This window comes from Candidatus Eisenbacteria bacterium (assembly GCA_018831195.1).
In the GTDB taxonomy this organism is placed as follows: Bacteria; Eisenbacteria; RBG-16-71-46; order CAIMUX01; family JAHJDP01; genus JAHJDP01.
The window spans coordinates 162,393-184,611 of record JAHJDP010000077.1; the positions used below are offsets into that span (position 1 = coordinate 162,393).

Below are 22,219 nucleotides of genomic sequence, written 5' to 3' on the forward strand. Positions count from 1 at the left end.
CTCGAACTCGCAGAGGGCCCCATCCATGTCATTCCAGAAAAGATCCTCGGCACCCGTAACGGTCGGTGTACAAGTCCCCTCCGACATCGGTGAGTGGCTTAGATCGACCTGGCCGGACTCGCCTCCGCCGGATAGTCTATAAGCGTCAAGCGGCCGTCCGGCAATTTGGCTCCATCCCCCACCCTCCCGCTCCAGAGTCCGTTCTTGTTGGACCACTCCTCTGCGGGAAAGCCAACGAATCTCTGCGGATTCATGGGCGGTAGAGATCCTTGATCCGCCCGAACGTCATGCCTTCGACCGGGGTCGCCCCCACCGTTTCCACCAGAACCCGGTCGAAGATCGAAGGTCCCTCGCCGTAGTCGAACAGCATCACCGCAGCCGCGGCGCCCAGGTCCTCACGGGTAAAGGTCGCAAAAGCCGTGGTGTAGTCGATCGGTCCCGAAGAGAACGGGGGAGAATCGGTGGAGACACTGAACGACGCCGGTCCCAGGACCACCGTGAGCCGGATCGGCCCGCCGGTATAGCCGACCAGATAGCCGACGTCGTACCATTGGAGGCCCCCTTCGACATCCGCAGCGTTCACTTCAATCCGGCCGCCTTCCCATTGGATGGCGCAGAAAAAGAGCGCGCCGTCCGGAAAACCAGGACCGACAAAGAGTCCGCTCGCCCCTTGACCGGCGATACCGACAAATTCGGTCTCGATCGTTACCGTCCCGGAACCGGGGTCGATGGTCGCGTCACTGCTGATGGCGACCTCTCCCGGAATGGGGCCGCCGCCCAGGGTGACCGTCGTGCCCGCTTCGACAACGGCTCCCATTCCGGCGATGCGAGACCAGCCCGCCGGCATCCCGCCGGAATCGCCTGTGAAATGGTCGTCGAAGACGATCGCCGCCAAAGCTGATCGCGGGGCCGCCAGTGAAAGGAATACCAGAGGCAGTCCCAACAATAGGTACTGACAGAAGCGCCGCATCATAACGCACCTCCCGCCGGGCGCCGAGCCGCGACCCGGTCTTATTGTTCACCGGTCAACCGCTTCCAGACCCCCGCATCATTCTAACACCGAACCGACCGAACCGCCATTTGAAGAGGGGTTGGCAAAACCCAAGTGACAGCAATACGGAATTGACCGCCACCGGAAAAGGGGATTTGATAGGCGGCGACACCTGCCGGCTGATCACCTCTTTTAACATTAGGAGATCCTATCGATGACGATTCCCCCTTGCCCTCTTTGGCGGCGCCGCTTGGGCGCCGCAGCGCTCCGGACCGCCCTTGTTTTTCTCGGCCTTTCCACGCTGTGGACACACGCCATCGCCGCCGAGCTGACCGGCCATTGGGTCGGTTCGATCGAACTGCCCGGCATGAAGCTCGAGATCGATATCGATTTCGCCGGAAGCCCCGGCGCCTGGACCGGGGACATCACCATCCCGGCGCAGGGCGCGAGGGATCTCCCCCTGACCGCGATCACCCTCGATGGAGAGGCGGTCTCTTTCGCCATCGCGGATATCCCGGGCGAGCCGACCTTCAAGGGAATGTTAAACATCGATGAGTCAACCATCGCCGGAGACTTCACCCAGGAAGGGCAAACCTTCCCCTTCAAGCTCGCCAGCCGGCAAGGCCGGGGCGCGGCAGCCCTGGCTTCCCTCGAGGGTTTTGACGCCGTGGTGGAAAAGGGACTCAGCGACCTGAAGGTACCGGGGATCGCGGTCGCGATCCTGGTCGGAGGCGAGCCTATCCTCATGAAGGGGTATGGCCTGCGCGACGTTGAGGGGAATCTCCCGGTCACGACGGAAACCCTCTTCGCTATCGGCTCCTCGACCAAGGCCTTCACCGCCTTCGTCCTCGGCACCCTGGTGGACGAGGGGAAGCTGGAATGGGATAAGCCGGTCTATGATTACATCCCGGATTTCCGTCTGAAGGATATGGAGATCGGATCGAGGGTCACCCCCCGCGATCTGGTTACGCACCGCTGCGGGCTGCCGCGCCATGACCTGGTCTGGTACAACAACACGGAGCTGAGCCGGAAGGAACTCGTGGGCCGGCTCGCCGCCCTCGAGGCCAACAAAGACCTGCGCCAGAGCTGGCAGTACAATAATCTCGCCTATCTCACCGCCGGCTACCTGGCCGAAGTGCTGACCGGCCAGAGCTGGGAAGATTGTGTAAGAGAGCGGATCTTGCAACCGCTCGAAATGAACACCACCAACTTCTCGGTCGAGGCGTCGCAGAAAAGTGCGGATTACGCGCTCGGCTACCGGGAGGACGAGGGGCAGATCCTGCGCATGCCCTTCCGCCCCATCACAAACATGGGACCGGCCGGATCGATCAACTCCAGCATCGATGAGATGTCGCACTGGGTTTCGCTGCAGCTCTCGCAGGGAATGTATAAAGATGCGCCGCTGATCCAACAGGCGACCCTGGCGGATCTGCAGACGCCGCAGATGGTCATCGCGGCGCCGCCCGACCCGCGGCACCCGGAGCTTCCGCAGACGAGTTACGCTATGGGCTGGTTTGTACAACCGTATCGAGGGCACTACCGGCTGCAGCACGGCGGCAATATCGACGGTTTCACCGCGCATGTTTCCTTCCTCCCCCAGGACGGCATCGGATGCGTCTTCCTGGCGAATAAGAACGATGCAACCTTGCCGGTGTTGCTGGAAAGAGTCGCGCTCGACCGGATCTTCAACCTCGAGGGCCGCGACTGGATCGGGGAGTTTCTGACCCTGAAAACGCAGGAGGAGCAAGCCGGGAAGGAGGCGGAGGAAAAGGCCGAGCTGATCCGGGTCAAGGGGACCAAACCGTCGCATCCGCTGTCCGATTACGCGGGCGAATACGAGAACCCGGGATACGGCGTCATCCAGGTCGACCTGCGGGACAAGAACCTCGCCGTCGTGATCAACCACATCGCCAATCCGCTCGAGCACTGGCACTACGACGTCTTCAACTGCGTGAAAGACGCCTCCGACCCGGTCTTCGAGGAGACGAAGATCCAGTTCACAATGAACTTCAAAGGGAACGTCGACGGATTACGGATCGCGCTCGAGCCGTTGGTGGAAGAGATCATCTTTCACCGGCGGCCCGATGCCCGGCTCTCGGATCCCGCCTTCCTCGCCCACCTCGCCGGCTCTTACACATTGGTGGATGAGACCATCCGCTTCGAGTTGAAAGGAAACGGATTGATCCTGGTCGTCCCCGGCCAGCCCCCCTACGAGCTGATTCCGGACCGCGGCACCGAATTCAATCTCAAGGGGATTAGCGGATACAGCGTGACCTTCATCCTGGACAAGGATGACAGGGTGGAAGAAGTGCGTTTCAACCAGCCGAACGGTGTCTTCTCGGCCAAGCCGGCGGCGAAGAGGTGATCCTTCGGCGCCATCAGAGCCTTCTGCAAAAATCCAGCGTGCAAGCCCTGTTCATGACCAGACCTCCCCTGTCATCTGTTCAGGATGCGCAAACACTCCCGGACGGATTGTACAATGTGCCCGGCATCGATTCCGGCGACCCAGGGCCAGCAACTCCTGGAGCTTTATACCGAGTTTCTGTTCGGCATACCCCCCGAGGTATTGTTCAATAAGAGCCGGGGCGAACAGGTCGAATCCCGCGGCCACCGCCGTGTGGGTGGTGAAGAGGTTCCCGGCGCGAGTGACGGCCAGGGCGACTTCGAAAGGCTGCCCGCTCTCTTCCATAAAACTGCGGGCGCGCTCCAGTACGGCGAAAGCCGCATGCCCTTCATTCAGGTGGCAGACTTCCGGCTGGATGCCGAGCGCCCTCAGCAGCCGCCATCCGCCGATCCCCAGAAACAATTCCTGCTTGAGACGCAGCTCCGGCCCGCCCCCATAGAGCTCACTGGTGATCCCTCGATGAACGGGGAGGTTGGCCGCATCATTACTGTCCAGCAGGAAAAGTTTGACCCTTCCCACCTGGACCTGCCAGGCGCGCAGCCAGACCTTGTAACCGGGCAAGGCGATTTCCAGGCGCAACCACTCGCCATTCGGCTGGCGCAACGGCGTGATCGGCAACTGCCCGGGGTCGTTATATGGGAAGAGGGCCTGTTGCGCGCCGTCTTGGTCAATGATCTGGCGAAAATATCCCTGTTGGCAAAGCAGCCCCACGCCCACAACCGGCACGCCCAGATCGCTGGCCGCCTTGAGCTGATCGCCTGCCACATTGCCGAGTCCGCCCGAGTAGATCGGCAGCGCTTCACTCAACATGAATTCCATGCTGAAATACGCCACGCAACTCAAGGGAGCCTGCGGATACGCTCCGCCGAACCAGGTGGGCGCCTGCGCCGCCTCACGGCTTGCTTGTACAAGCACATCGATCTGTCTGCGGAGCGGCGGCCTTGCGGATAGAACCGTCACCTTGTGCTCTTTTACTCATCGTTTCTCCTCCGGCTTTGCGCCCGGCGAAGCCTTTGCCCCGCGCACCACTATCGCCAAGGCATCGCTGACAATCGCCTGGGCTTCTTCAATGATCCGATGCAGATGATCCTTTCCACGGAAACTCTCCGCATAGATCTTATAAATATCCTCTGTGCCCGACGGACGCGCCGCAAACCATCCGCCCTCTGTTACGACTTTCAAACCACCGATAGAAGCGCCGTTCCCCGGCGCTTGCGTGAGGATGGTTTGGATCTTCTCCCCGGCCAGATCGGAACGCCGGACTTGTTGTGCCGATAGATTTTTCAGGATTTCCTTTTGCGTGCGGTCCGCCGGAGCCTCCACGCGCTCCGCGACAGGCTCACCCAGCTCGCGCGTCAGCTCCTGGTAAATCTCGCCGGGATTGCGGCCCATCCGCGCCGTGATCTCCGCGGCGAGCAGCGCCGCGACGATACCATCCTTGTCCGTCGTCCAGACGCCGCCGTTCAGACGAACAAAAGAGGCTCCCGCGCTTTCTTCTCCGCCGAAACCCAGCGAGCCGTCGAGGAGACCATCCACGAACCACTTGAAACCGACCGGCACCTCGTGGAGCTTCCGCCCCAGCCGCGCAGCGACGCGATCGATCATCCGGCTGCTCACGACTGTTTTTCCCACCGCCGCCCGCTCGTTCCACCGCGGCCGATGCTGAAAAAGATAATGGATGGCGACGGCAAGGTAGTGGTTGGGCGGCAGCAATCCCGCCCCTCGGGTGACGATCCCATGCCGGTCATGGTCGGTGTCGCAAGCGAAGGCGATATCGAAGCGATCTTTCAGACCGATCAGGCTCTCCATTGCATAAGGCGAGGAGGGGTCCATGCGGATCTGGCCGTCCCAATCCACCGTCATGAACCGGAAGGTCGGATCGACGGTTTCATTGACGACGGTCAAGTTCAGTCCGTAGCGTTCGGCAATCCGCCCCCAGTAATGAACGCCGGCGCCGCCGAGCGGATCCACCCCCAGATTGATCTTCGCGTCGCGGATGACCTCCATGTCGATCACAGATCCGAGGTCGCTGATATACGCTTCGAGATAGTTATGCCGATGGGTCGTTGAGGCGCGAAGAGCCTTCTCATGGGGAATCCTCTTCACACCCCGGAGGTTATTCTCGAGGAGCTCATTCGCCTTGGCCTCGATCCAGCCGGTCACCGTGGTCTCCGCCGGACCGCCATTGGGTGGGTTGTACTTAAAGCCGCCGTCATGGGGCGGATTGTGCGACGGCGTGATCACGATGCCGTCGGCAAGTCCCGTCTTGCGCCCCAGGTTGTACATAAGAATCGCGTGGGAAACGGCCGGTGTCGGTGTGTATTCGTCACCCTCCGCGATCATCACATCCACCTCGTTGGCGGCAAGCACTTCAAGCGCGCCCGCGAGCGCCGGCGCTGAGAGCGCATGCGTATCGATGCCGATAAAGAGAGGACCGTCGATCTGCTGCCGCATTCGATACAGGCAGATCGCCTGAGTGATGGCTAGGATATGCCGTTCATTGAAGGCCCTGTCGAATGCGGAGCCGCGATGGCCGGATGTACCGAACGCCACGCGCTGCTCAGGAATGGCAGGATCAGGCGTCTCCGTATAGTAAGCTGTGACCAACTTCGTCACATCAACCAGCATTCCGGGTGAAGGCCGCTTTCCTGCCAGCGGACTTACTTTCATCGAGCCCTCCTATGCAATGATCTTGGCTATGGCGAAAGCTGCGGCTGCGGCGAGAGCGCCGATCAGCATGCTCTGAATCGCACTGCGCAGCAGTCGCGTACCAGTGAAGCGACCTTTTATATATCCAAATGCCGCCAGCGCCGCCAGGGTCGCCGCTGCTGAGAATACCAAACCTGTCCGCGCGTTGGAGAAAAGAAAATAGGGCCCCAGCAGCACAAAACCTCCGGCAATATACGCGGCGGCGATGGTGCCCTGCTGAGCCGATCCGCGCACATCCCATGCTACCGTATGTTCAGTTCGCAGATCCGGCGGAAATGGAATCCGTAGATGGCCAGCCGGATGGCCAGAGGCAGAGATCGCGGCCGGATGAAGGCCGTGGAAAATATCAGGGACCAATACTGCTTGCGCCCCTTTCCGGCGATGCCCAGTCGATAGGCGCAGCGGCAGACCGCCAGCAGGTCGTTCATATCGAGATGGGCGGCGAATTTGGGGGGATTGTATTCCTTCAAGAAGGTCCGGATGCGCCTGTAGTAAGGTTTCGGCGCGTAGATGTGAGACAGGACGCGCTCGTATCCTTCCTTCAGCGTCTTCATCGTCATCCGTGGTATAACATTCGTGGATCCATCGGTGTTATCCCCGGACATCTCATCAATCAGGCGCCCCTCCTTCTTCAAGCGCTCATAAAGTCGTGTTCCATGGGGCGCCTGGAGCAGGCCCACCATGGCCGTGACGACGCCGCTGCGCTGGATGAAATCGATCTGACGCTGGAAAATCGAAGGCGTATCACTGTCGAAGCCGACGATGAACCCTCCCTGCACCTCGAGACCGGCGCGCTGTATCTGCTTGACGCTTTCAACCAGGTCGCGGTTCCGGTTTTGAGCCTTGTTGCACTCGCGCAAGGCACTATCATCGGGCGTTTCGATCCCTACAAACACCGTTTCGAAACCAGCCGCCACCATCATGGCCATCAGTTCCTCATCGTCAGCCAGATTAATGGAGACTTCCGTATTGAAGGGCATGCCGGTTCGTCCCCGGCGCCAGCTGATCAGCGCCGGCAGGAGCTCCTGCTTGAGTTGTTTGCGATTGCCGATGAAGTTGTCGTCGACAATGAAGACTCCCCGGCGCCAGCCCCGGTCATACAAGTGTTGAAGATCAGCGATGACCTGCGCCGCTGATTTGGTGCGGGGACGATGGCCGAACAAGGTGGTGACATTGCAGAACTCACAACCAAAGGGGCAGCCTCGGGAGTACTGAATGCTCATTGATGCGTAATGTCTCAAATCGACGAGATCCCATAGGGGCGTGGGCGATTGCCGGAGATCAGCGAACTCTTTCGTGCTGTAGATCTCTTTGGCGCAGCCGTCCTCGAAATCCCGGATGAAGGGGGGCAAGGTCAACTCGGCCTCATTGAGAACGAAATGATCAACCTGTTCGAAGGTCTCATGCTCAGCGGTGAAGAGCGGCCCCCCCGCAACAACTTTGACACCGGCCTCTCTGCAGCGCGTCATCAGGGAGAGGGCCGATTCGCGCTGGATGTTCATCGCGCTGACCAGAGCCAGATCGGCCCAGGCGAGGTCTTCCCGGGTCAGGCCGGTAACGTTGGTATCGATCAGGCGTTTGTTCCAAGCTTTCGGCAGCAGGGCCGCCACGGTGATCAAGCCAAGGGGTTGGTGACCGGATTTCTTGCGCACAAAGGCCAGCGCGTACTTAAAGCTCCAAAAGGTGTCGGGAAACTGCGGGTAAATCAGTAATACATTCATGGCGCCCTTTCCTGCTTTACCGCGCGGCGGTGGAGTCTTTTATACAGTGAGTCGGCAAGACATTCATGGCGCCTTTTCCCGTTGTGCCGCGCGGCGTCAAGACTCTTCATACCATAAGAATCTTCGACGCGGCCGCTGAGGAAGGCAATCGGCCAAAGGATGGATAAAGGAGCTAGTCCTTTGGGTGGATGGGTCCGGCAGATTCCGCCGGTGGACGATCCGCGGGGATTTCGGTCAGCCGCTCTCGGTGGGCAAAGCTGGCCAGCTCCAAGCGCGTATGCAAGGCCAGTTTCTCCAGAATATTATGGACATGGCTCTTGACCGTATGGACCGCGATGTGGAGTTTGGCGGCGATCTCTTTGTTGCTCTTTCCACCGGCAATCTGATCCATGACCTCGCGTTCCCGCTTGGTCAGCCTGACCGCCCGCAGCAACTGGTCCGGGTTTCCATGTTGGATCGCGTGCTCCACGATCTGGGAAAAGAGCGAGCCCGCCAGAGGCGGCGGCAGAACCTTCTTGCCGGTGGCGACTTCCCTGATGGTATGCAGGAAGTCATCAAGACTGGCATCCTTGAGAATGAATCCCGAAACGCCGGCCTTGACGAAGGTAACGACGTCAACCTGGACAGGGATCAGGTCCATCACGATCACTTGAGTCTCAGGCAACTCCGTCTTGATCGAATGCACCACGCGCACGCTGTTCTGGCTCCTTAGACCGGTATCCAGCAGGACCACTTGGGGCTTCAGTTTCCTCGCCTTTGTTAAAGCATCTCCATTGCCGGTCGTTGCCACGGCCTTAATGTCGGGCTGTTCATTGAGCATGGCCGTGATCCCTTCGCGCAGCAGGCGATTGTCTTCGATCAGCAGTACCCGAATCCTGGTCATGAGTGATTCTCCCTCCCAGCGCGGGCGAAATCGATAAAGCCGCGCTCCGGATCGGTGTGGATGAGCTTCACCCGCACCCGATCCCCCACATCGAGCCCCTGCATTCCTTCGGTGATGCGCCCCTCCACCGGTGGGTTGAAGATGCGCGCCCACGTCCCCTTGGGAGAGGTGCCGGTGACGACGCCGTCGAACAGGTGTCCGATTCGACGATCAAGCAGGCAGGCTGCCGCCGTCTTGACCAGCCTTTGCGTCATGAGATCCGTGCTCAACCGCTCCGGCAGCATGGGAAAATTCTGGGGCGGTGTGTAGATCGAGGTCGTGTTGGCGGCGGCATGCGCATCCACCGCCGAGCCCGATGGCACCAGGGTGCTGACATCAGCAACGGCCACCATCACCTTGACGCCGCCTCCCGGGAGCGCCGGGGCCGGAAAATCGGGTTCGAGCCCGCGCCGGCGTATTTCCTGCCGATCCGTCATGCGGTCAAATGTTTCCATACCAACGATGCGTTCGCCGAGGTGGACTTGTTCCATGCGTCTCTTGAACTCGCCCTTTGCTTCTCCGGGACCCATAATGTATATAGACTCCGCGTCACGCAGGCGAGCGATGATCGCATCGTAGTATTTGTTCAAGTGTCCGGTAAGCGATTTCTCGCGACTGTCGTCGGCCGGAACTTGCTGTGCTTCATACGATCCCTTGAGGGGTGCGTCACCCACCGGCTTTTCCGGTCTCCTGAAAGCCCAGCGGGCTTTGTTATGATCGCAACCTCTTTAATGTACAGGCTCCCTCCCTCAATGGGATCGATTTTATCTCATCATGCTGGAATCCTCAAATGCCTCTTTCGGTGAAATCCTTTCTTCACCTCGAAAATTAGTGTAGAGGATGAAGGAAGGGAACAGCAACCCAAGGAGGACCCGCATGCGACCGGAGATGCTGGAGGAGATTGAGAGAGAGATCACACGGCTGCGCCGCCGGTACGCGATGCTCATGCGTGAGAGGACCGGCGTGCGGGAGGTCATCGCCCGGTGGGCCGCTCAGGCCACCGGCCTCTGCTGGTTTGTGCCTCTTGAAGATGTGGTCGAATCCGACATCGACGTGGAGATCACGCGTGAAGTTCTCATTGTTCGCGCCAACAGGACCTGGCCCGAACCCGCGATCCTGATAGGTATCCTTCCCGTGCCTCCCGGATTCGATCCCGAGCACCCGATCATCCGATTTACCGAGGAGACTCTGGAAGTGCGGATCCGGCGCGTCCGTTCCGGGGGGTCGCGATGAAGACCCACTACGAGATCCTTGGTGTTGCGAGCTCCGCCACCCCCGCGGAAATCAAGAAGGCGTACCGCACCCTCGCCCTCAAATACCATCCGGACAGAAACCCTGATGACAAGAGCGCCGAGGAAAAGTTCAAGGAACTGGCCGGATCTTACGAGATTCTCTCCGATCCGGAGAAGCGCCGAGAGTATGACGACACCTTGGCGGGCCGGGCGCCATCCGGAACCGGACAAGGCGGCCCCTTCGGGGCTGACGGATCGGCCACTTACGCGTCGGATGCGCCGTCGATGTCGATCGACGAGATCCTGCGCCGTTTCGGCGGCATTTTCGGCGGAGAGTTCGGCGAGACGATCCACCGCTCGCGCGGCGCGGCCCGCCCCGGGTATGATGCCGAGGTCCAACTCGAGGTCGACTTCCGCACGGCGGCCCTGGGGGGAAAGGTTTCTGTCTCACTCTCAAGCGCGGTCGCCTGCCCGCGCTGCCGTGGACGGGGCGCCGTGGGTGACCATCCGGAATGTACAACATGCCGGGGGAGTGGGCGGGTCACCGCGCAGTCCCGGGATAAGGGGCAGTTCTTTACCATGACCCGCCCCTGCGCGGCCTGTCACGGCACCGGCGTCGATCCCGCTAAGGAATGCCCGGAGTGCCGCGGCGAGGGCACGGTCGAACGAACGCGCACGCTCAACATCACCATTCCGGAAGGAACGAAGGATAAGGCGATTCTCAGCCTTAAGGGACTGGGGGGCGCCGGGACGGGGGGTGGTCCGTCAGGGGATCTTTTGGTCCATGTCAATGTACGCCCCGATCCGGTCTTCCGCCGCGAGGAGAATGATATTCACTCAGAGGTCCCGGTTCCCGCGGCCACCGCGGCCCTCGGAGGCAAAGCGCCGATGCAGACCCTTCGCGGGCGGGTCCAGCTGGCCATCCCGCCGGGAACCTCATCCGGCGCGCAACTCAGGCTGCGGGGCCAGGGTATCCGTGGAGGGGATCATGTCGCGCGGGTCATGATCACCGTGCCCGGGAAACTGACCTCGAAACAGCGGGAGCTGTTCGAGGCGCTGGGAAAGTGCGGGGCGTGAAAGTCCGGCGCCTCGAATAACCTGATGCGCCCCACCCTTATGAATCGTCGTCTATCAGCTTCCGGTGGATGCGGCCGGTTGACCGGGGAGCAGAGATCGGACCTGATCCAGAAGCGATTCCATATCAAACGGTTTGTCTAACAATGCCACGGCGCCCTGTCGCAACGCCGCTGCATGGGTTTCCGCGTCGCCGAAAGCGGTGATCAAAATCATGGGGGGCGCTTTTGGGATCCGATGGAGCCCTTCCACAACCTCCATCCCCGTCAAGCCAGGCATCCGGATGTCAGAGATGATGACGTCGTAGTGCTCTTCATTGGTCTCGTTGACATAGGACGTCAGGTGGCTCAGGAGATTAATCCCGTTACTGCACTGGGTGACATGGTAGCCATCCTTGCGCAGCACCGAGGCAATCAGACGACACATCTCGTTATCATCCTCAGCGAGGAGGACCCGGAACTTCTCTTTCATTTGCACATCTGATTTCGGATGGGACTCCATATTCTTCTTTCGCATGGCTGTGCTCCTTTCCATTCCTCCGTCACCGAGATCCGGCTGGACGGCTGTTACGATGAGATTCACATTGCAGAGAACTCAACCGCTCTCTCCATAGAATGGATCAAGGATCGTGCCATGTGCCGTTGGACATTTCGCATGCATTAGGGCCGGGCAACGGGCGCCGGCGTTGGGGCATAATGCCCCTGGCGGGCAGATTGCCCCGGATGGGGGAACTAAAAAATTAACTTCAGCCGCTCGCGTCGCTCACGCCGCCCGCGTCGATTTCCCCCTCCTCGTGGCGGCGGAGTTTGCGGTAAAGGGTTTTTCGATCGAGACCCAAGACGCGCGCGGCCACCGTGCGATTGCCACCGACAGTTTCGAGCACGTGCTGGATGTAGCGTCGCTCCACCTCATCGAGGGGCGCCAGCTCCTGCGGATTCTCACTGCTCAGGATCACGTGGCTTCGTCTGTAATCCCGGATGCGCTCGGGAAGATCCTCAACCGATATCTTTTCGAATCGCGTCAGAGCGACGGCCCGTTCCATCGCATTGCGAAGCTCCCGTACATTTCCCGGCCATGGATAGGCGAGGAGCTTTTCGGCCACCGCGGTCGAGAGGCCGGTCACCGGTCGTTGTTCCGCCAGATGTCTCGCAGGACGCCCACCAGACCGTGGCCGAGCACACCGGCATCGTGGGCCATGTCTTTTTCAAATAAGGTGATCTCGCGCTGGATGGTGAGAAATGCATCTATGGCGAGCAGCAAAAACGCTCCCAACGTAAGGATCACGATAAGCTTGGCAGCGAGTTTCATGACATCCTTCCAGACAAGGCCAATCACTTTTCCCGACACCATACACCCGATGCCGAGTCATCCGGAATCTCTATCAGGCCGCTTTCCGGGGGATGGGAGTGGTTCCAGGCGAGGGATCAGGCAACGGCGATTCCGGCACACCCACGGGCTCGATGATCACCCCCTGCAGCGGCGGGAATCCCCAGGCAGCCCGGCTTAATGTACACCGCCGGTAGGAATCCTCATCCCCCCGCATGGAGGCGCCGTCCCAATCGACGTGGAAGACCCGGCAGGCGCTGGGCCGCCGCGGATAAATCGCGCAATGGACCGACACGCCGATGTTCCCCTCAAGGGCGATGCAGCGGACGGGAAAAGTCGACGTTCCCTTCATGCAGGCGAGAAAAGGGCCGGCCGCCTCGGTCCATTCCGCGGGGACCCCACCCGGGGTTAGATCGTCGGTTTCACCGTAATAGAAGGCGACATGATAGGTGGCGCAGCAGGCGCCGCAGGAAAGGCAGGCATTGGCGGTGGGAAGAGGATCCCCAATGCCCGTCGCATCCGCCTCCCGCCCCCCGTGAATCTCCATAGAGCATCCTTTGATCGCAGAAGAAGTCCCATACCTATACGACAAGAGGACCGCGAAGGGCCCTCGGATCGCTGAAATGTCGTGTGATCAGCCGGATTCTCGATCGCGCGGCAGAATCCGGCAAGAGGGATTTTTACCCCCCTACAAAAAAACAATTGCCGGCGAGTCTTTAAGGATGAACGCTTAATAAAAAGAGGGCCGATCTTCTCATTTTGCAAGCGTAGAACGGGCACGGCCTGTCGGCGGCGCAACCGCTCGCGAACCCGCTGAATTACATTGTCTGCCTCGACGGGCGGTAGAGCCCGCGGATGGGTCCCGCACAAAACCGATATCCCATCATGATCAACAACCCGTCCAAGAATGGCTTCCCGGCTTATCAGGGCTTTTGATGCGGCGACTTCTTGTACAAGTCGCTCTTCGTTCGTAAAAAGATCCCTGAGTCTGATACTGCGGCCCGGGTCCGTCTCCAACACCTCCCAGATCGAGGGCCAGGAAACTCGCTGGGCCTCCAGCCAGGTCCGTTCTTGCTTCGAGAGTTCGCTCCCCCTCTCCTCGAGGAACCAATGCACGAGCGGCTTCCCCTTGATCAAAATGTGATATAGCGCCCATGGAGTGCAGATCTGTTCGACCGTCTCCCAATCGTTAAAGTCCTTGCAGGCGCGTTCGAACCACTCCCCCCCGAATCGATGGATCCCGGTGTGCATGAGTAGGTCGACGAGACGCCGGTCTCCATCGTGGATGGCCGCGGGACGCCCGGCTTACTCGCTCTCGCGCTGAACACGCGGCAAACAACATTTCTTGTACTTGCGACCGCTGCCGCAAGGACACGGCTGGTTGCGCCCGATTTTAGCGCCGGTTATGGTCGGGGGCCTCTCAGACTCCAATCCCGGTAGCGGGGAGGAAACGCCGGCCGGCGGGTTTTTGTTCACTGCGAACGATGTCCCCGCTTCGTAGGGCATGGTGAAACGCACTTCCAGATCATCCTCGTCATAGAACGACAAGCATACAGGTTCATCGAGGCCTTCCCGGCTGAAGATATGGCTGTGCTTGGCGAAGAGCGCGACCAGAGAGGTGGCACAAGCGGAGACCACCCGAAGATCATGCTCCGTCAGGGGTCTCGGTACACCATCCTGATCTCGATGATTGACGATAGGATAGGCGTCCGGACCTGCCACGGGCCATCCATGTTCCGTCACCTCGCGAAGCATCACACCCGGCAGATCGGCGCCGCGTTCGTAATCGAGCGACAGCGTGGTCGTACCCATGTCGATCGGCGCGTCGGTGTCATTTCCTACATGCGCGGCATCTAGGAAGTTCTCAAGGGCCACCTTCGAAGGGAAAATAATGAAGCCGCGACTTTCTCCCAGAATACCGATGATGGAAAGGCAGGCGCCTTCTATGCCGAGCTGTGGGATGTCGAGCCGCAAGACTTGATCCTCGTTGGCGAACTTCCAAGGCGCGAGGTGATAGAGGACCTGCGCTATGCGGAAAAGGCCATCGAGCAGCTCCGTGGAGAGGACTCCTTCCTCGAAGTAGCTCCGTTCTGTTCCAAACCTCTCTACCCCTTCGGATTGGGCCATCGCTTCGAGGATTCTATTCAGCTCCGGCGTCGGCGCCTTCACGATCTCGAGATCCGGGAAGGCCTGCTGGAGTTCATGCACCGCCAAGGCATCGTCCACGCGCACGCGCGGCGGCCGGCGTGGCGGGCCCACAAGAGGCGACTTCATTGCATTCTGTAACATCTCACTGAGGGAAACTGAGCCCTTCCTCGGATCGAGCAGCGTGAACGAAACAACGATGTCATCCGGCAACTCGAGCCAAAGAATCAGCTCGGGCCGGTATGGTCCGCCCTCGGTGATATAAAAAGGAGAGAGCAACCGTCCTCCGACCCACTCGTGCCGTTTCAAACCGGTCCTGGAACGGCCCGCCCTGGATCTTCCCAATTTCTTAGGCTTCGTCATACCGATGACTATACAGATTTCGAATCGGTGTGTCTAACAAGAGGATTCACAAAAATCGAAGAGTCGTGACGGGTGGCAGCGCGATCTTCGGCACCGCCGATAGTAAGCGTGCCGAACGCCAACGAGAACCGGGAGAACAACAAGCTTGCCGGTCCCACGCGGGGCCGACTGCGCGGCATGCAATGAGAGTGCCCTTGGTCCGGAAGATAGCCATGGGCCTGGCCTGCCTGGAACCGCTCAAATTTCCCACCGGGACCGTGATCGAATTCCTCACCCTTTTGTACTTGATGCACCACGATGATTTGATGGAGATGCTGCCGGCGGATGGGCGGCGGATCGCTGCCCCGGCCTAACCGGGGCAGGGGCTTGCGATGTGTCTGCGATTCCGAGTATTGTTTAAAGCACCGATATACTTTACAGAGTCATTAACGCCTGAATGCCCTCCGGCCGGAGGGGCGATGTCGGGCTGGATTGAGCCAATATGCCTGAACATTCGAGCTCCTATCCCCCAAGCAGCGACCGGGTAGTTCGTGTCTTCGTTTCTTCAACATTCCTTGATATGCGCGATGAACGGGACTACCTAGCGAAAGTTACATTTCCCAAATTGAGGAAATTGTGCCGGCAACGCAATGTTGAATTTATCGACGTGGACCTGAGATGGGGCGTGACGGACGAGCAAAAGGCCGAAGGCAAGGTGCTGCCAATCTGTCTGGCTGAAATCGAAAGGTGCCGACCCTATTTTATCGGATTGATCGGCGAGCGCTACGGCTGGGTCCCTGAGAAGATTGGAGCGGATCTCATCGAAGAGCAGGGTTGGCTGGAAGGATGCGGGCAAAAGAGTGTAACCGAACTCGAGATACTGCACGGCGTTCTCAAAAATCCGGCCATGGCTAGCCACGCCTTCTTTTATTTTCGCGACCCGCGGAAATCGCGGGAGATTGAGCGCAGAATCAGGGCAGAGCGCGGGTATAGGCCGGAACCGGAATCCTCATCACTAAAACTCGCAGCGCTCAAAGAGAAGATCGAAACAAGTGGACTCCCGGTGCATCGCGGCTACCTTAACGTGGAGGAGCTCGATGAGCGGGTGCAGCGGAATCTGACACGGGTTATAAACAGTCTTTATCCGGCGGATGCGCGATTTGATCCTCTCGATCAGGCCGCCGCTGATCACAAGGCATTCGCCAAACGTAGATTAGGCTTCTATATCGGGCGCGAAGAGTATTTCGCAGCCATCGATGCCCACATCGAGAGCGAGAGCCAACCGCTCGTCATCTTGGGAGAGTCAGGCTCCGGAAAATCCGCCTTCTTGGCCAACTGGGCGGCCAAGGCCAATGAGAATCGGAATGAGCAAGTCTTCCTGCTGAGTCACTATATAGGATCGTCGCCGCACAGCACCGATTGGGCCACTATGCTCAAAAGGATCATGGGCGAAATCAAACGCCTGATGGGAGTGGCTCAGGATATTCCCAATGATCCCGCCGGTTTGCGTGCGGCCTTCACCAATTGCCTCCATAAGGCCGCCGCCAAGGGCCGCCTTATCCTGATACTGGATGCCTTGAATCAATTGGAAGATGTGGATGGGGCGCCTGATTTGATATGGCTTCCTCCGCAGATCCCAGCCAATGTCCGAATAATCCTGTCGACCCTCCCCGGGCGGGCGTTGGATGAATTGGAAAGGCGACATTGGCCGACGCTGACGATTAAGGGGCTCGATAAGGACGAACGCCGTCGATTTATTCGCAAATTCCTAAGGCCATATGCCAAATCTCTCAATCCGATCCAGATTGACCGCATTGTAGAGGCCGATCAGACCCGCAATCCGCTCTTCCTTCGAACGCTGCTGGAGGAGCTTCGGTTATTCGGGAAGCATGAGGATCTCGACGGGCGCATCGACTATTATCTTGAAGCCGAATCGGCGAAGCGTCTTTATGTGAAAGTCCTCGGTCGCTGGGAGGGGGATTACGAGGAGTCCTGCAAGGGATTGGTGCGGCAGGCGATGTCCTGTATCTGGGCGGCGCGGCGGGGGCTCTCCGAAAGCGAGCTCCTCGACCTCTTGGGTCCACTGCAGGAGCGGCGGAGCGGGACCTCGTTTTTTTTCGGCAAATTCGGATTTCCAAAACACAAAGATATGCAAACGGGCACTCCACTTCCCGCCGCATACTGGGCTCCACTCTATCTTGCCGCGGAGGAATCCTTGATCCTGCGCTCGGGTTTGTTGGACTTCGCGCATGATTACCTGAGAGAGGCGGTCGGGGACGTGTATCTCGAGTCCGATGAATCCAGGAAGGCAGTTCACATCCGGCTGGCCGACTACTTTGACAATTCAGAACCAGGCGGTAGAAGAATCGATGAACTTCCCTGGCAGCTGAAATCGGCTCGCGAGTGGAAGAGGCTCTATGGCCTCCTATCCGATCTGGATTTTTTCAATGCCGCCTGGAAGACGGATCCATTAGAGATAAAGAGTCATTGGGCGGCGCTGGAAAGCAACAGCGATTTCAAAATGACGGTGGCGTATCAGCCGGTCCTGACAGATCCGGCCCGTTTCCGGGATTTCGCATGGAATGTCGGCAGGTTGTTCTACGACACAGGTTACTTGGAGCAGTCACTGAAACTCAGGGATTTCAACGTCACCGACTCATTCCAGCTGAAGGAATACGAAAACATGGCATCGGCCCTTCACAATCGGGCGTCCACACTGAACTCCCTGGGAAGGCGGGAGGAGGCCGCCCGCTCCTACGAAGAGGCGGAGAAGTTATACAGAAAATTGGAAGATTCTGTGGGCCTGGCGGTATCGCTGAACAGCCAGGCGGTCTTCTTTTTGGAGATAGGCGAGACTGAAAAGGCAATGAACTACTTGAATGAAGCCAATTCGCTTTACGCCTCAATCGGCGACGACTTGGGCCAAGCCCAGTGCATGATCAATCAAGCCGAGATCCACCACCAACGCGGCGACCTCGACAAGGCCATAGAGCTTTTTGAGTCAGCCGAGACGCTTTGCCGCAGGCATGGCGACCGCCTGCTACTGTCCACCTGCGCTATAGGGCGCGCCTCGGCTTATTTTGATCGCGGTGACCGGGTGGAGGCGTTTGAGCAGAACCGTCGAGCGGTGCCATTGGCCCGTGAGCTGGGAGACAAGGACAGGCTTATTTCGGTTCTTTACACGCAGGGCCTCATCCAATTGGAACAGGGTAAAGCCACCGAAGCCAGTGGCAAGTTTGAAGAGATCGAGCTCATCGGCCGGGATTCGGGATTCATCAGAGGAGTGATCTTTGGCCTTCTTGGAAAAGCCTCAGTAGCGGAGAAACTCAACGATCTCAAAGGAGCGCTGGAATACTATCGCGAGGCTGAGTCTGCATGCCGGAACACCTCAAGCCGGGACCGGCTGGCCGAAATCTTGTCGAATCAGGGTTTGATACTTCAGAAACTGGGGGAACATCTTCAATCCCGCAAAAAGTATGAGGAGTCTGAATCGATAAGCAAGCAAATCGACCACCGCCCCAATCTGGCCACGGCGCTGCGGGACCAGGCCATTCAGCTGTGGAAGCAGGGCCGGCTGGGCGAGGCTTTGGCAAAATCGCGGGAATCTGAAGAATTGTACAATAAAATGGACCACAAGCAGGGCATGGCCATTTCGATGGATGATCAAGCGACCATACTGCGGGATGGCGGCCGGGTGGGAGAGGCCCTGACTCTAATGAAGAGCGCCGAGAAGCTCTGGCGTGAACTGGACAACAAGATCGGTATTGCTGTCTGCCTGGGCAATCAAGGGCTGGCATTGCAAAAGCTGAAAGACTTCGACGGGGCGATGAAGGCGCACAAGGAGGAAGAGGGCATATACCGTGAAATAGATTTCCTCGAGGGGCTTCAGCGAAGTATAGGCAACCAGGGCGTAATCCTCGAAACCCGGGGTGACTTGGACGGCGCCATGAAGTGTTACAAATATCAAGAGCGGATAGCCACCCAACTTCGAACCATGTCCGAGGTAATGACCAGCATCGGCAATCAGGCCCTGATCTGGGACAAAAGGGGAAACGCCGGGAAAGCATTAGAGCTGCTGCGGCAGACCGAAACCTATTTCCGGGAGCACTCAGAACTAATCGATCTGCAGCTGGCGCTGGGAAATATCGGACAGATTCTGGAGGAACAGGGAGATTCGAAGGGGGCGCTGGAGCGATTCCGGGAGATGGAGGCTATTTGTCGCGAGGCTGGCCACCCGGAAGGACTCAAGAAGAGCCTCAGGTGCCAGGCCGATCTTTACAATGACAGGGAAGACCATGAGAAGGCGCTGGCCTGCGCCGCAGAGCTCGAGAAGATTTCAGCCGAGACGAATGATGACATCGCGCTGGTATCGAGTCTTTCACGCCAAGCCCATTGTTTTAAGAGAATGGGTGATCCGGGGAAGGCTCTCGAAACGTTGAAGCAGGAAGAAAATATCTGCCGCAATCTGGAACATGGAGCCGCGACCGCCGATTGCCTCTATCGCCAGGCGCTTCTCATGGTGTCAGCGGGCGATCCGAGTGCGGCCCTGGCGACTCTCGCCCCCCGCCGGGAGCTCGAGATAGATCCCGGCAACGAAGATGTGACGCTGACGATTCTGCGTCTCGAAATCGCTATTTTGCTAAATCAAGAAGGGCTCGATGGCGCCCAGGCGGCGCTCGGCGAATATGACGGAATCATTCAGAACCTTGATGATGCTGAAGCGCGGGTGTGGAGCCTCGGTATTCATTCATTGATCGAACAAAAAAGGGGAAAGATGGATGAGGCCCAGCGCATCTTAAAGGAACAACGGAGACTTCTCGAGGAACACGGGTTGAAGAGCGATTTATTGGCCAATATCACCGCCCAGGTCAACATCGCGCTGGATAGGCAACAAACACGGGAAGCCCTCGCCCTGCATCTGGATCACGAACAAGTCGCCCGCGAGATCGGGAATAATGATCAACTCAAAGAGGGACTCAAGATGCAGATCTGTATCTTAATGGACCTCGATGAATTGGATAAAACCTGGGAGAAGCGCATCGAGTGTGAAGCGCTCTGCCGGGAGTCCTCTGATGAGGACGGCTTGGCCCTATGCACCCTCATCAAAGCTGCAACACTCGAACATCGCGGGGAGCAGGCCGCCGCCGAGGCCGCCTGCCGGGAGGGACTTGAGGGCGCACGCTGCCTGCCGCCCGAGCGCCGGGATTTCATCAAGGGGAAGCTTAATGAGATTCTCCGCCGGGTAACTTGAAGCGGGCAGTTCGACCGTAATGGTTTGGGATACAGCCAGTTACATCCAAACAAATCGGTTGGCAGGGTCGAGGATCGGCTGCGTTTCTGCACGCCACTCTGATGTCGCGGACGACCTCAGCGCTGGAAAATACCGCTCTCCGCCAATAACTCGCAATCTACCAGTTGTCCTCGCTAACAGCGTTGCCCGCAGAGATACGATTGGAGGTAGTCATCTTAGAGTCGATAGTCGGAGGACTCCATCACCGTTATTTCCGGCGCGTCGCTTAAGTCGGGGAAAATTGCCGGAAATCACCATCCACCCTGGATTTCGCTTGCCGTTACCCGGCCAAAATGGCCTATCGTTTCTCACTTCAGCTAAGCTGCACAATCCAATATCATAGAGCTGGCTTCAAAGCCTGGGCCAGGAAGGGAAACAGTCCACGATCTCGGGTCTAAAGACAATGATAGAAGCCACAGGCTGACCGGCCGCTTAGAAAACGGAGGACGGATAGACATCATTTGACTCGCGCCCTCCTTCGCCATCGTGTAATTTATGCAAGGGCAAATCTCCTGTCGCCCGAGGGTTGTAATGATGACCTTTAATGACAAGACGCTTGTCGAAGCTGGGAACCGCTTCACTCACGGAGCCGTGTACCACGCTCTCTATGATCGTCCACTGGCTGCGGCCCGAAGGGTCGTGATTGACTACGTGCCTGAGGAATCCAGCGTTTTGGACATTGCCTGCGGAACGGGTGAGCTCTGCTTTGAGCTGGCCTCGAGGAAAAACTGCCGGGTCGTGGGTGTTGACTTGTCGCGCCGCATGATCGAGTACGCTCGGAAACGCAACCGCAGCTCACAGATCCGCTTTGAGCAGGGCGATGCGACGCGACTCTCCGGTTACGCGATAGATACTTTTGATTATGCGACGATTCTACTTCTCTTGCATGAAGTACCTAGAGAGATACAGATCGCCGCGCTCTGTGAAGCTTTGCGGGTCGCGCGCAAGGCAGTCGTTGTCGACTCACAGGTTCCGCTGCCGAGGAACCTTCACGGGATCGCCCTGCGGATTGTCGAGGCATCAGGGGGACGAAGTCACTACCGGCCATTTGCGGATTATCTGGCGGCCGGCGGCATCGGAGGCATTCTTTCCGATCCCCGCATTAAAGCCTCGCCGGTCAATCGCTCGACATTTTGGCACGGCTGCCGAGAGGTGATCGTGCTGCAGCGACGGACCTAAGGCAACACGATCAGCCTGCGGCTTTCGGTCTGGGCCGTACCCCGCTAAAACTCCATCGGTTCTATTCCATCGGTCGCCGACCGGGATGATCGGTCTCCGAAGAGCCACCCGGCCGGTTGGTTTCTGGCAAGTGGATCCATTCCGCTGGAATGGGTGGAGGGGCCGGGAGCCGATTCAAAAGCAGGGCGAACTCGCACTGATCACTGAATCCACAAAAGGCGCAGCCGCATGGTGGTCTACGCCACGAGTCGCAAATCATGTTTAACGCCGCCGAGAACCGGATGAGCGACAAGCTTGCCGGTCGACGACGGAGGCTGCTTCAGTTCCGGATACGGGTCTGGAATCCCGTGGATCGCCTGTGATGGACGCAAATGATTGTAATATCGAACATATTCTGAAACAACCCTGCGGATGTGATCAACACCGAGGAAAACAAAGTGGTTCAACGCCTCCTCCCGTAACGTCTTGTTGAAGTGCTCGCTTTGTGGTGATGCGTTCGGGACGCCGTAGCGAATGGACAATCCTTTGATGTCCATAATCTCGTGCAACCATCGGTCCCGGTGGCAGTGATAGCTGCACCTTCTGCCGCACTGCTCCACAATCACCTTCCTTTCATTCTGACCGAATATGCCGTCATTGTCGTGGACAAGGAAGCGAGGAGTCATGTCCCAGGAAGTGTCTTCACGGAGCTTTTGTTTCACCCGGAAGCCCGTCGGGTTGGTGGTTGCGTTAACATGTACAATCCGGCGCAAGTCGATCTCCATGATTATGAAAACATAAGCAACGGTGAAAGGGTGATGTATTGAGTGAGAAAGTCACAGGACCACAGTTCCTCGACAATCTTGTCCTCGCCTCACTCGAAGCGGTGTCAACCGATGACCGTG

At 58.6% G+C, this 22,219-nt stretch carries 19 protein-coding genes and 1 pseudogene; 6 read left to right on the top strand and 14 right to left on the bottom strand.

The genetic code is table 11. From position 1 onward, the window contains the following. Window positions 1-98 precede the first annotated feature (98 nt). Together KJ970_13475 and KJ970_13480 are read right to left on the bottom strand one after the other, a co-directional pair. Complete coding sequence (locus KJ970_13475) at window positions 99-254, bottom strand: hypothetical protein (protein ID MBU2691925.1); 156 nt, start codon at window positions 252-254, stop codon at window positions 99-101. Next, on the bottom strand, window positions 251-973 hold the full coding sequence (locus KJ970_13480; protein MBU2691926.1) for a hypothetical protein: 723 nt from the start codon (window positions 971-973) through the stop codon (window positions 251-253). Before KJ970_13480 ends, KJ970_13475 begins: the two co-directional genes overlap by 4 nt. 232 nt (window positions 974-1,205) lie before the next feature. Between KJ970_13480 and KJ970_13485 the strand changes: the two genes are divergently transcribed. Next, window positions 1,206-3,356 carry a serine hydrolase gene (locus KJ970_13485; protein ID MBU2691927.1) on the top strand — a complete coding sequence of 717 codons (2,151 nt, stop codon included), beginning with the start codon at window positions 1,206-1,208 and terminating at the stop codon, window positions 3,354-3,356. Window positions 3,357-3,485: 129 nt separating this feature from the next. Here the strand turns inward: KJ970_13485 and glgP are convergent. The 6 genes and pseudogenes from glgP to KJ970_13515 all read right to left on the bottom strand — a co-directional run bounded on the left by glgP (window position 3,486) and on the right by KJ970_13515 (window position 9,277). After that, window positions 3,486-4,325 (bottom strand): annotated as a pseudogene (gene glgP / locus KJ970_13490) (alpha-glucan family phosphorylase). A gap of 45 nt (window positions 4,326-4,370) precedes the next feature. Further along, window positions 4,371-6,065, bottom strand: a complete 1,695-nt coding sequence (gene pgm / locus KJ970_13495; protein ID MBU2691928.1) for a phosphoglucomutase (alpha-D-glucose-1,6-bisphosphate-dependent) — start codon at window positions 6,063-6,065, stop codon at window positions 4,371-4,373. Window positions 6,066-6,074: 9 nt separating this feature from the next. Next, window positions 6,075-6,461 (bottom strand): VIT1/CCC1 transporter family protein, encoded by a 387-nt coding sequence (locus KJ970_13500; GenBank protein MBU2691929.1) that lies wholly within the window; start codon window positions 6,459-6,461, stop codon window positions 6,075-6,077. After that, window positions 6,347-7,825: a B12-binding domain-containing radical SAM protein gene (locus KJ970_13505; GenBank protein ID MBU2691930.1), complete on the bottom strand. Its 1,479-nt coding sequence runs from the start codon at window positions 7,823-7,825 to the stop codon at window positions 6,347-6,349. Before KJ970_13505 ends, KJ970_13500 begins: the two co-directional genes overlap by 115 nt. A 172-nt stretch (window positions 7,826-7,997) precedes the next feature. Beyond that, window positions 7,998-8,708 carry a response regulator transcription factor gene (locus KJ970_13510; GenBank protein ID MBU2691931.1) on the bottom strand — a complete coding sequence of 237 codons (711 nt, stop codon included), beginning with the start codon at window positions 8,706-8,708 and terminating at the stop codon, window positions 7,998-8,000. Then, window positions 8,705-9,277: an RNB domain-containing ribonuclease gene (locus tag KJ970_13515; protein ID MBU2691932.1), complete on the bottom strand. Its 573-nt coding sequence runs from the start codon at window positions 9,275-9,277 to the stop codon at window positions 8,705-8,707. Before KJ970_13515 ends, KJ970_13510 begins: the two co-directional genes overlap by 4 nt. Before the next feature lie 346 nt (window positions 9,278-9,623). On the opposite strand from KJ970_13515, the gene KJ970_13520 reads away from it, so the two are divergent. Then, window positions 9,624-9,980 (top strand): hypothetical protein, encoded by a 357-nt coding sequence (locus KJ970_13520; GenBank protein ID MBU2691933.1) that lies wholly within the window; start codon window positions 9,624-9,626, stop codon window positions 9,978-9,980. Continuing rightward, a complete protein-coding gene (locus KJ970_13525) occupies window positions 9,977-11,056 on the top strand; it encodes a J domain-containing protein (protein MBU2691934.1) in 1,080 nt (359 codons plus the stop codon). Before KJ970_13520 ends, KJ970_13525 begins: the two co-directional genes overlap by 4 nt. 54 nt (window positions 11,057-11,110) lie before the next feature. Here KJ970_13525 and KJ970_13530 read toward each other — a convergent pair whose 3' ends face one another. The 5 genes from KJ970_13530 to KJ970_13550 all read right to left on the bottom strand — a co-directional run bounded on the left by KJ970_13530 (window position 11,111) and on the right by KJ970_13550 (window position 14,191). Then, window positions 11,111-11,569, bottom strand: coding sequence for a response regulator (locus KJ970_13530; GenBank protein MBU2691935.1), 459 nt, complete (start codon window positions 11,567-11,569; stop codon window positions 11,111-11,113). Window positions 11,570-11,798: 229 nt separating this feature from the next. Then, window positions 11,799-12,095: a hypothetical protein gene (locus KJ970_13535; protein ID MBU2691936.1), complete on the bottom strand. Its 297-nt coding sequence runs from the start codon at window positions 12,093-12,095 to the stop codon at window positions 11,799-11,801. 77 nt (window positions 12,096-12,172) lie between these two features. Beyond that, window positions 12,173-12,361, bottom strand: coding sequence for a hypothetical protein (locus tag KJ970_13540; GenBank protein ID MBU2691937.1), 189 nt, complete (start codon window positions 12,359-12,361; stop codon window positions 12,173-12,175). Between the two features lie 73 nt (window positions 12,362-12,434). Beyond that, window positions 12,435-12,926 carry a YkgJ family cysteine cluster protein gene (locus tag KJ970_13545; protein MBU2691938.1) on the bottom strand — a complete coding sequence of 164 codons (492 nt, stop codon included), beginning with the start codon at window positions 12,924-12,926 and terminating at the stop codon, window positions 12,435-12,437. Between the two features lie 758 nt (window positions 12,927-13,684). Continuing rightward, window positions 13,685-14,191 carry an SEC-C domain-containing protein gene (locus KJ970_13550; GenBank protein ID MBU2691939.1) on the bottom strand — a complete coding sequence of 169 codons (507 nt, stop codon included), beginning with the start codon at window positions 14,189-14,191 and terminating at the stop codon, window positions 13,685-13,687. Between the two features lie 890 nt (window positions 14,192-15,081). Between KJ970_13550 and KJ970_13555 the strand changes: the two genes are divergently transcribed. The 3 genes from KJ970_13555 to KJ970_13565 all read left to right on the top strand — a co-directional run bounded on the left by KJ970_13555 (window position 15,082) and on the right by KJ970_13565 (window position 21,335). Next, a complete protein-coding gene (locus tag KJ970_13555) occupies window positions 15,082-15,240 on the top strand; it encodes a hypothetical protein (GenBank protein ID MBU2691940.1) in 159 nt (52 codons plus the stop codon). 206 nt (window positions 15,241-15,446) lie between these two features. After that, a complete protein-coding gene (locus KJ970_13560) occupies window positions 15,447-20,117 on the top strand; it encodes a tetratricopeptide repeat protein (protein ID MBU2691941.1) in 4,671 nt (1,556 codons plus the stop codon). Between the two features lie 570 nt (window positions 20,118-20,687). Further along, the gene (locus tag KJ970_13565; protein ID MBU2691942.1) at window positions 20,688-21,335 is read left to right on the top strand and encodes a class I SAM-dependent methyltransferase; all 648 of its coding nucleotides are present in this window, start codon (window positions 20,688-20,690) and stop codon (window positions 21,333-21,335) included. A 236-nt stretch (window positions 21,336-21,571) separates the two neighbouring features. Here KJ970_13565 and KJ970_13570 read toward each other — a convergent pair whose 3' ends face one another. Further along, a complete protein-coding gene (locus KJ970_13570) occupies window positions 21,572-22,099 on the bottom strand; it encodes an integrase core domain-containing protein (protein MBU2691943.1) in 528 nt (175 codons plus the stop codon). Window positions 22,100-22,219 lie beyond the last annotated feature (120 nt).

Bases quoted from the DNA above. Each gene is read 5' to 3' on its own strand.
- KJ970_13480 (MBU2691926.1), bottom strand. From the start codon at position 973: ATGATGCGGCGCTTCTGTCAGTACCTATTGTTGGGACTGCCTCTGGTA.
- KJ970_13560 (MBU2691941.1), top strand. From the start codon at position 15,447: ATGCGCGATGAACGGGACTACCTAGCGAAAGTTACATTTCCCAAATTG.
- KJ970_13485 (MBU2691927.1), top strand. From the start codon at position 1,206: ATGACGATTCCCCCTTGCCCTCTTTGGCGGCGCCGCTTGGGCGCCGCA.
- KJ970_13550 (MBU2691939.1), bottom strand. From the start codon at position 14,191: ATGGGTACGACCACGCTGTCGCTCGATTACGAACGCGGCGCCGATCTG.
- KJ970_13515 (MBU2691932.1), bottom strand. From the start codon at position 9,277: ATGGGTCCCGGAGAAGCAAAGGGCGAGTTCAAGAGACGCATGGAACAA.
- pgm (MBU2691928.1), bottom strand. From the start codon at position 6,065: ATGAAAGTAAGTCCGCTGGCAGGAAAGCGGCCTTCACCCGGAATGCTG.
- KJ970_13535 (MBU2691936.1), bottom strand. From the start codon at position 12,095: ATGGAACGGGCCGTCGCTCTGACGCGATTCGAAAAGATATCGGTTGAG.
- KJ970_13510 (MBU2691931.1), bottom strand. From the start codon at position 8,708: ATGACCAGGATTCGGGTACTGCTGATCGAAGACAATCGCCTGCTGCGC.
- KJ970_13520 (MBU2691933.1), top strand. From the start codon at position 9,624: ATGCGACCGGAGATGCTGGAGGAGATTGAGAGAGAGATCACACGGCTG.
- KJ970_13530 (MBU2691935.1), bottom strand. From the start codon at position 11,569: ATGCGAAAGAAGAATATGGAGTCCCATCCGAAATCAGATGTGCAAATG.
- KJ970_13540 (MBU2691937.1), bottom strand. From the start codon at position 12,361: ATGAAACTCGCTGCCAAGCTTATCGTGATCCTTACGTTGGGAGCGTTT.
- KJ970_13570 (MBU2691943.1), bottom strand. From the start codon at position 22,099: ATGGAGATCGACTTGCGCCGGATTGTACATGTTAACGCAACCACCAAC.
- KJ970_13565 (MBU2691942.1), top strand. From the start codon at position 20,688: ATGATGACCTTTAATGACAAGACGCTTGTCGAAGCTGGGAACCGCTTC.
- KJ970_13505 (MBU2691930.1), bottom strand. From the start codon at position 7,825: ATGAATGTATTACTGATTTACCCGCAGTTTCCCGACACCTTTTGGAGC.
- KJ970_13545 (MBU2691938.1), bottom strand. From the start codon at position 12,926: ATGGAGATTCACGGGGGGCGGGAGGCGGATGCGACGGGCATTGGGGAT.
- KJ970_13475 (MBU2691925.1), bottom strand. From the start codon at position 254: ATGAATCCGCAGAGATTCGTTGGCTTTCCCGCAGAGGAGTGGTCCAAC.
- KJ970_13525 (MBU2691934.1), top strand. From the start codon at position 9,977: ATGAAGACCCACTACGAGATCCTTGGTGTTGCGAGCTCCGCCACCCCC.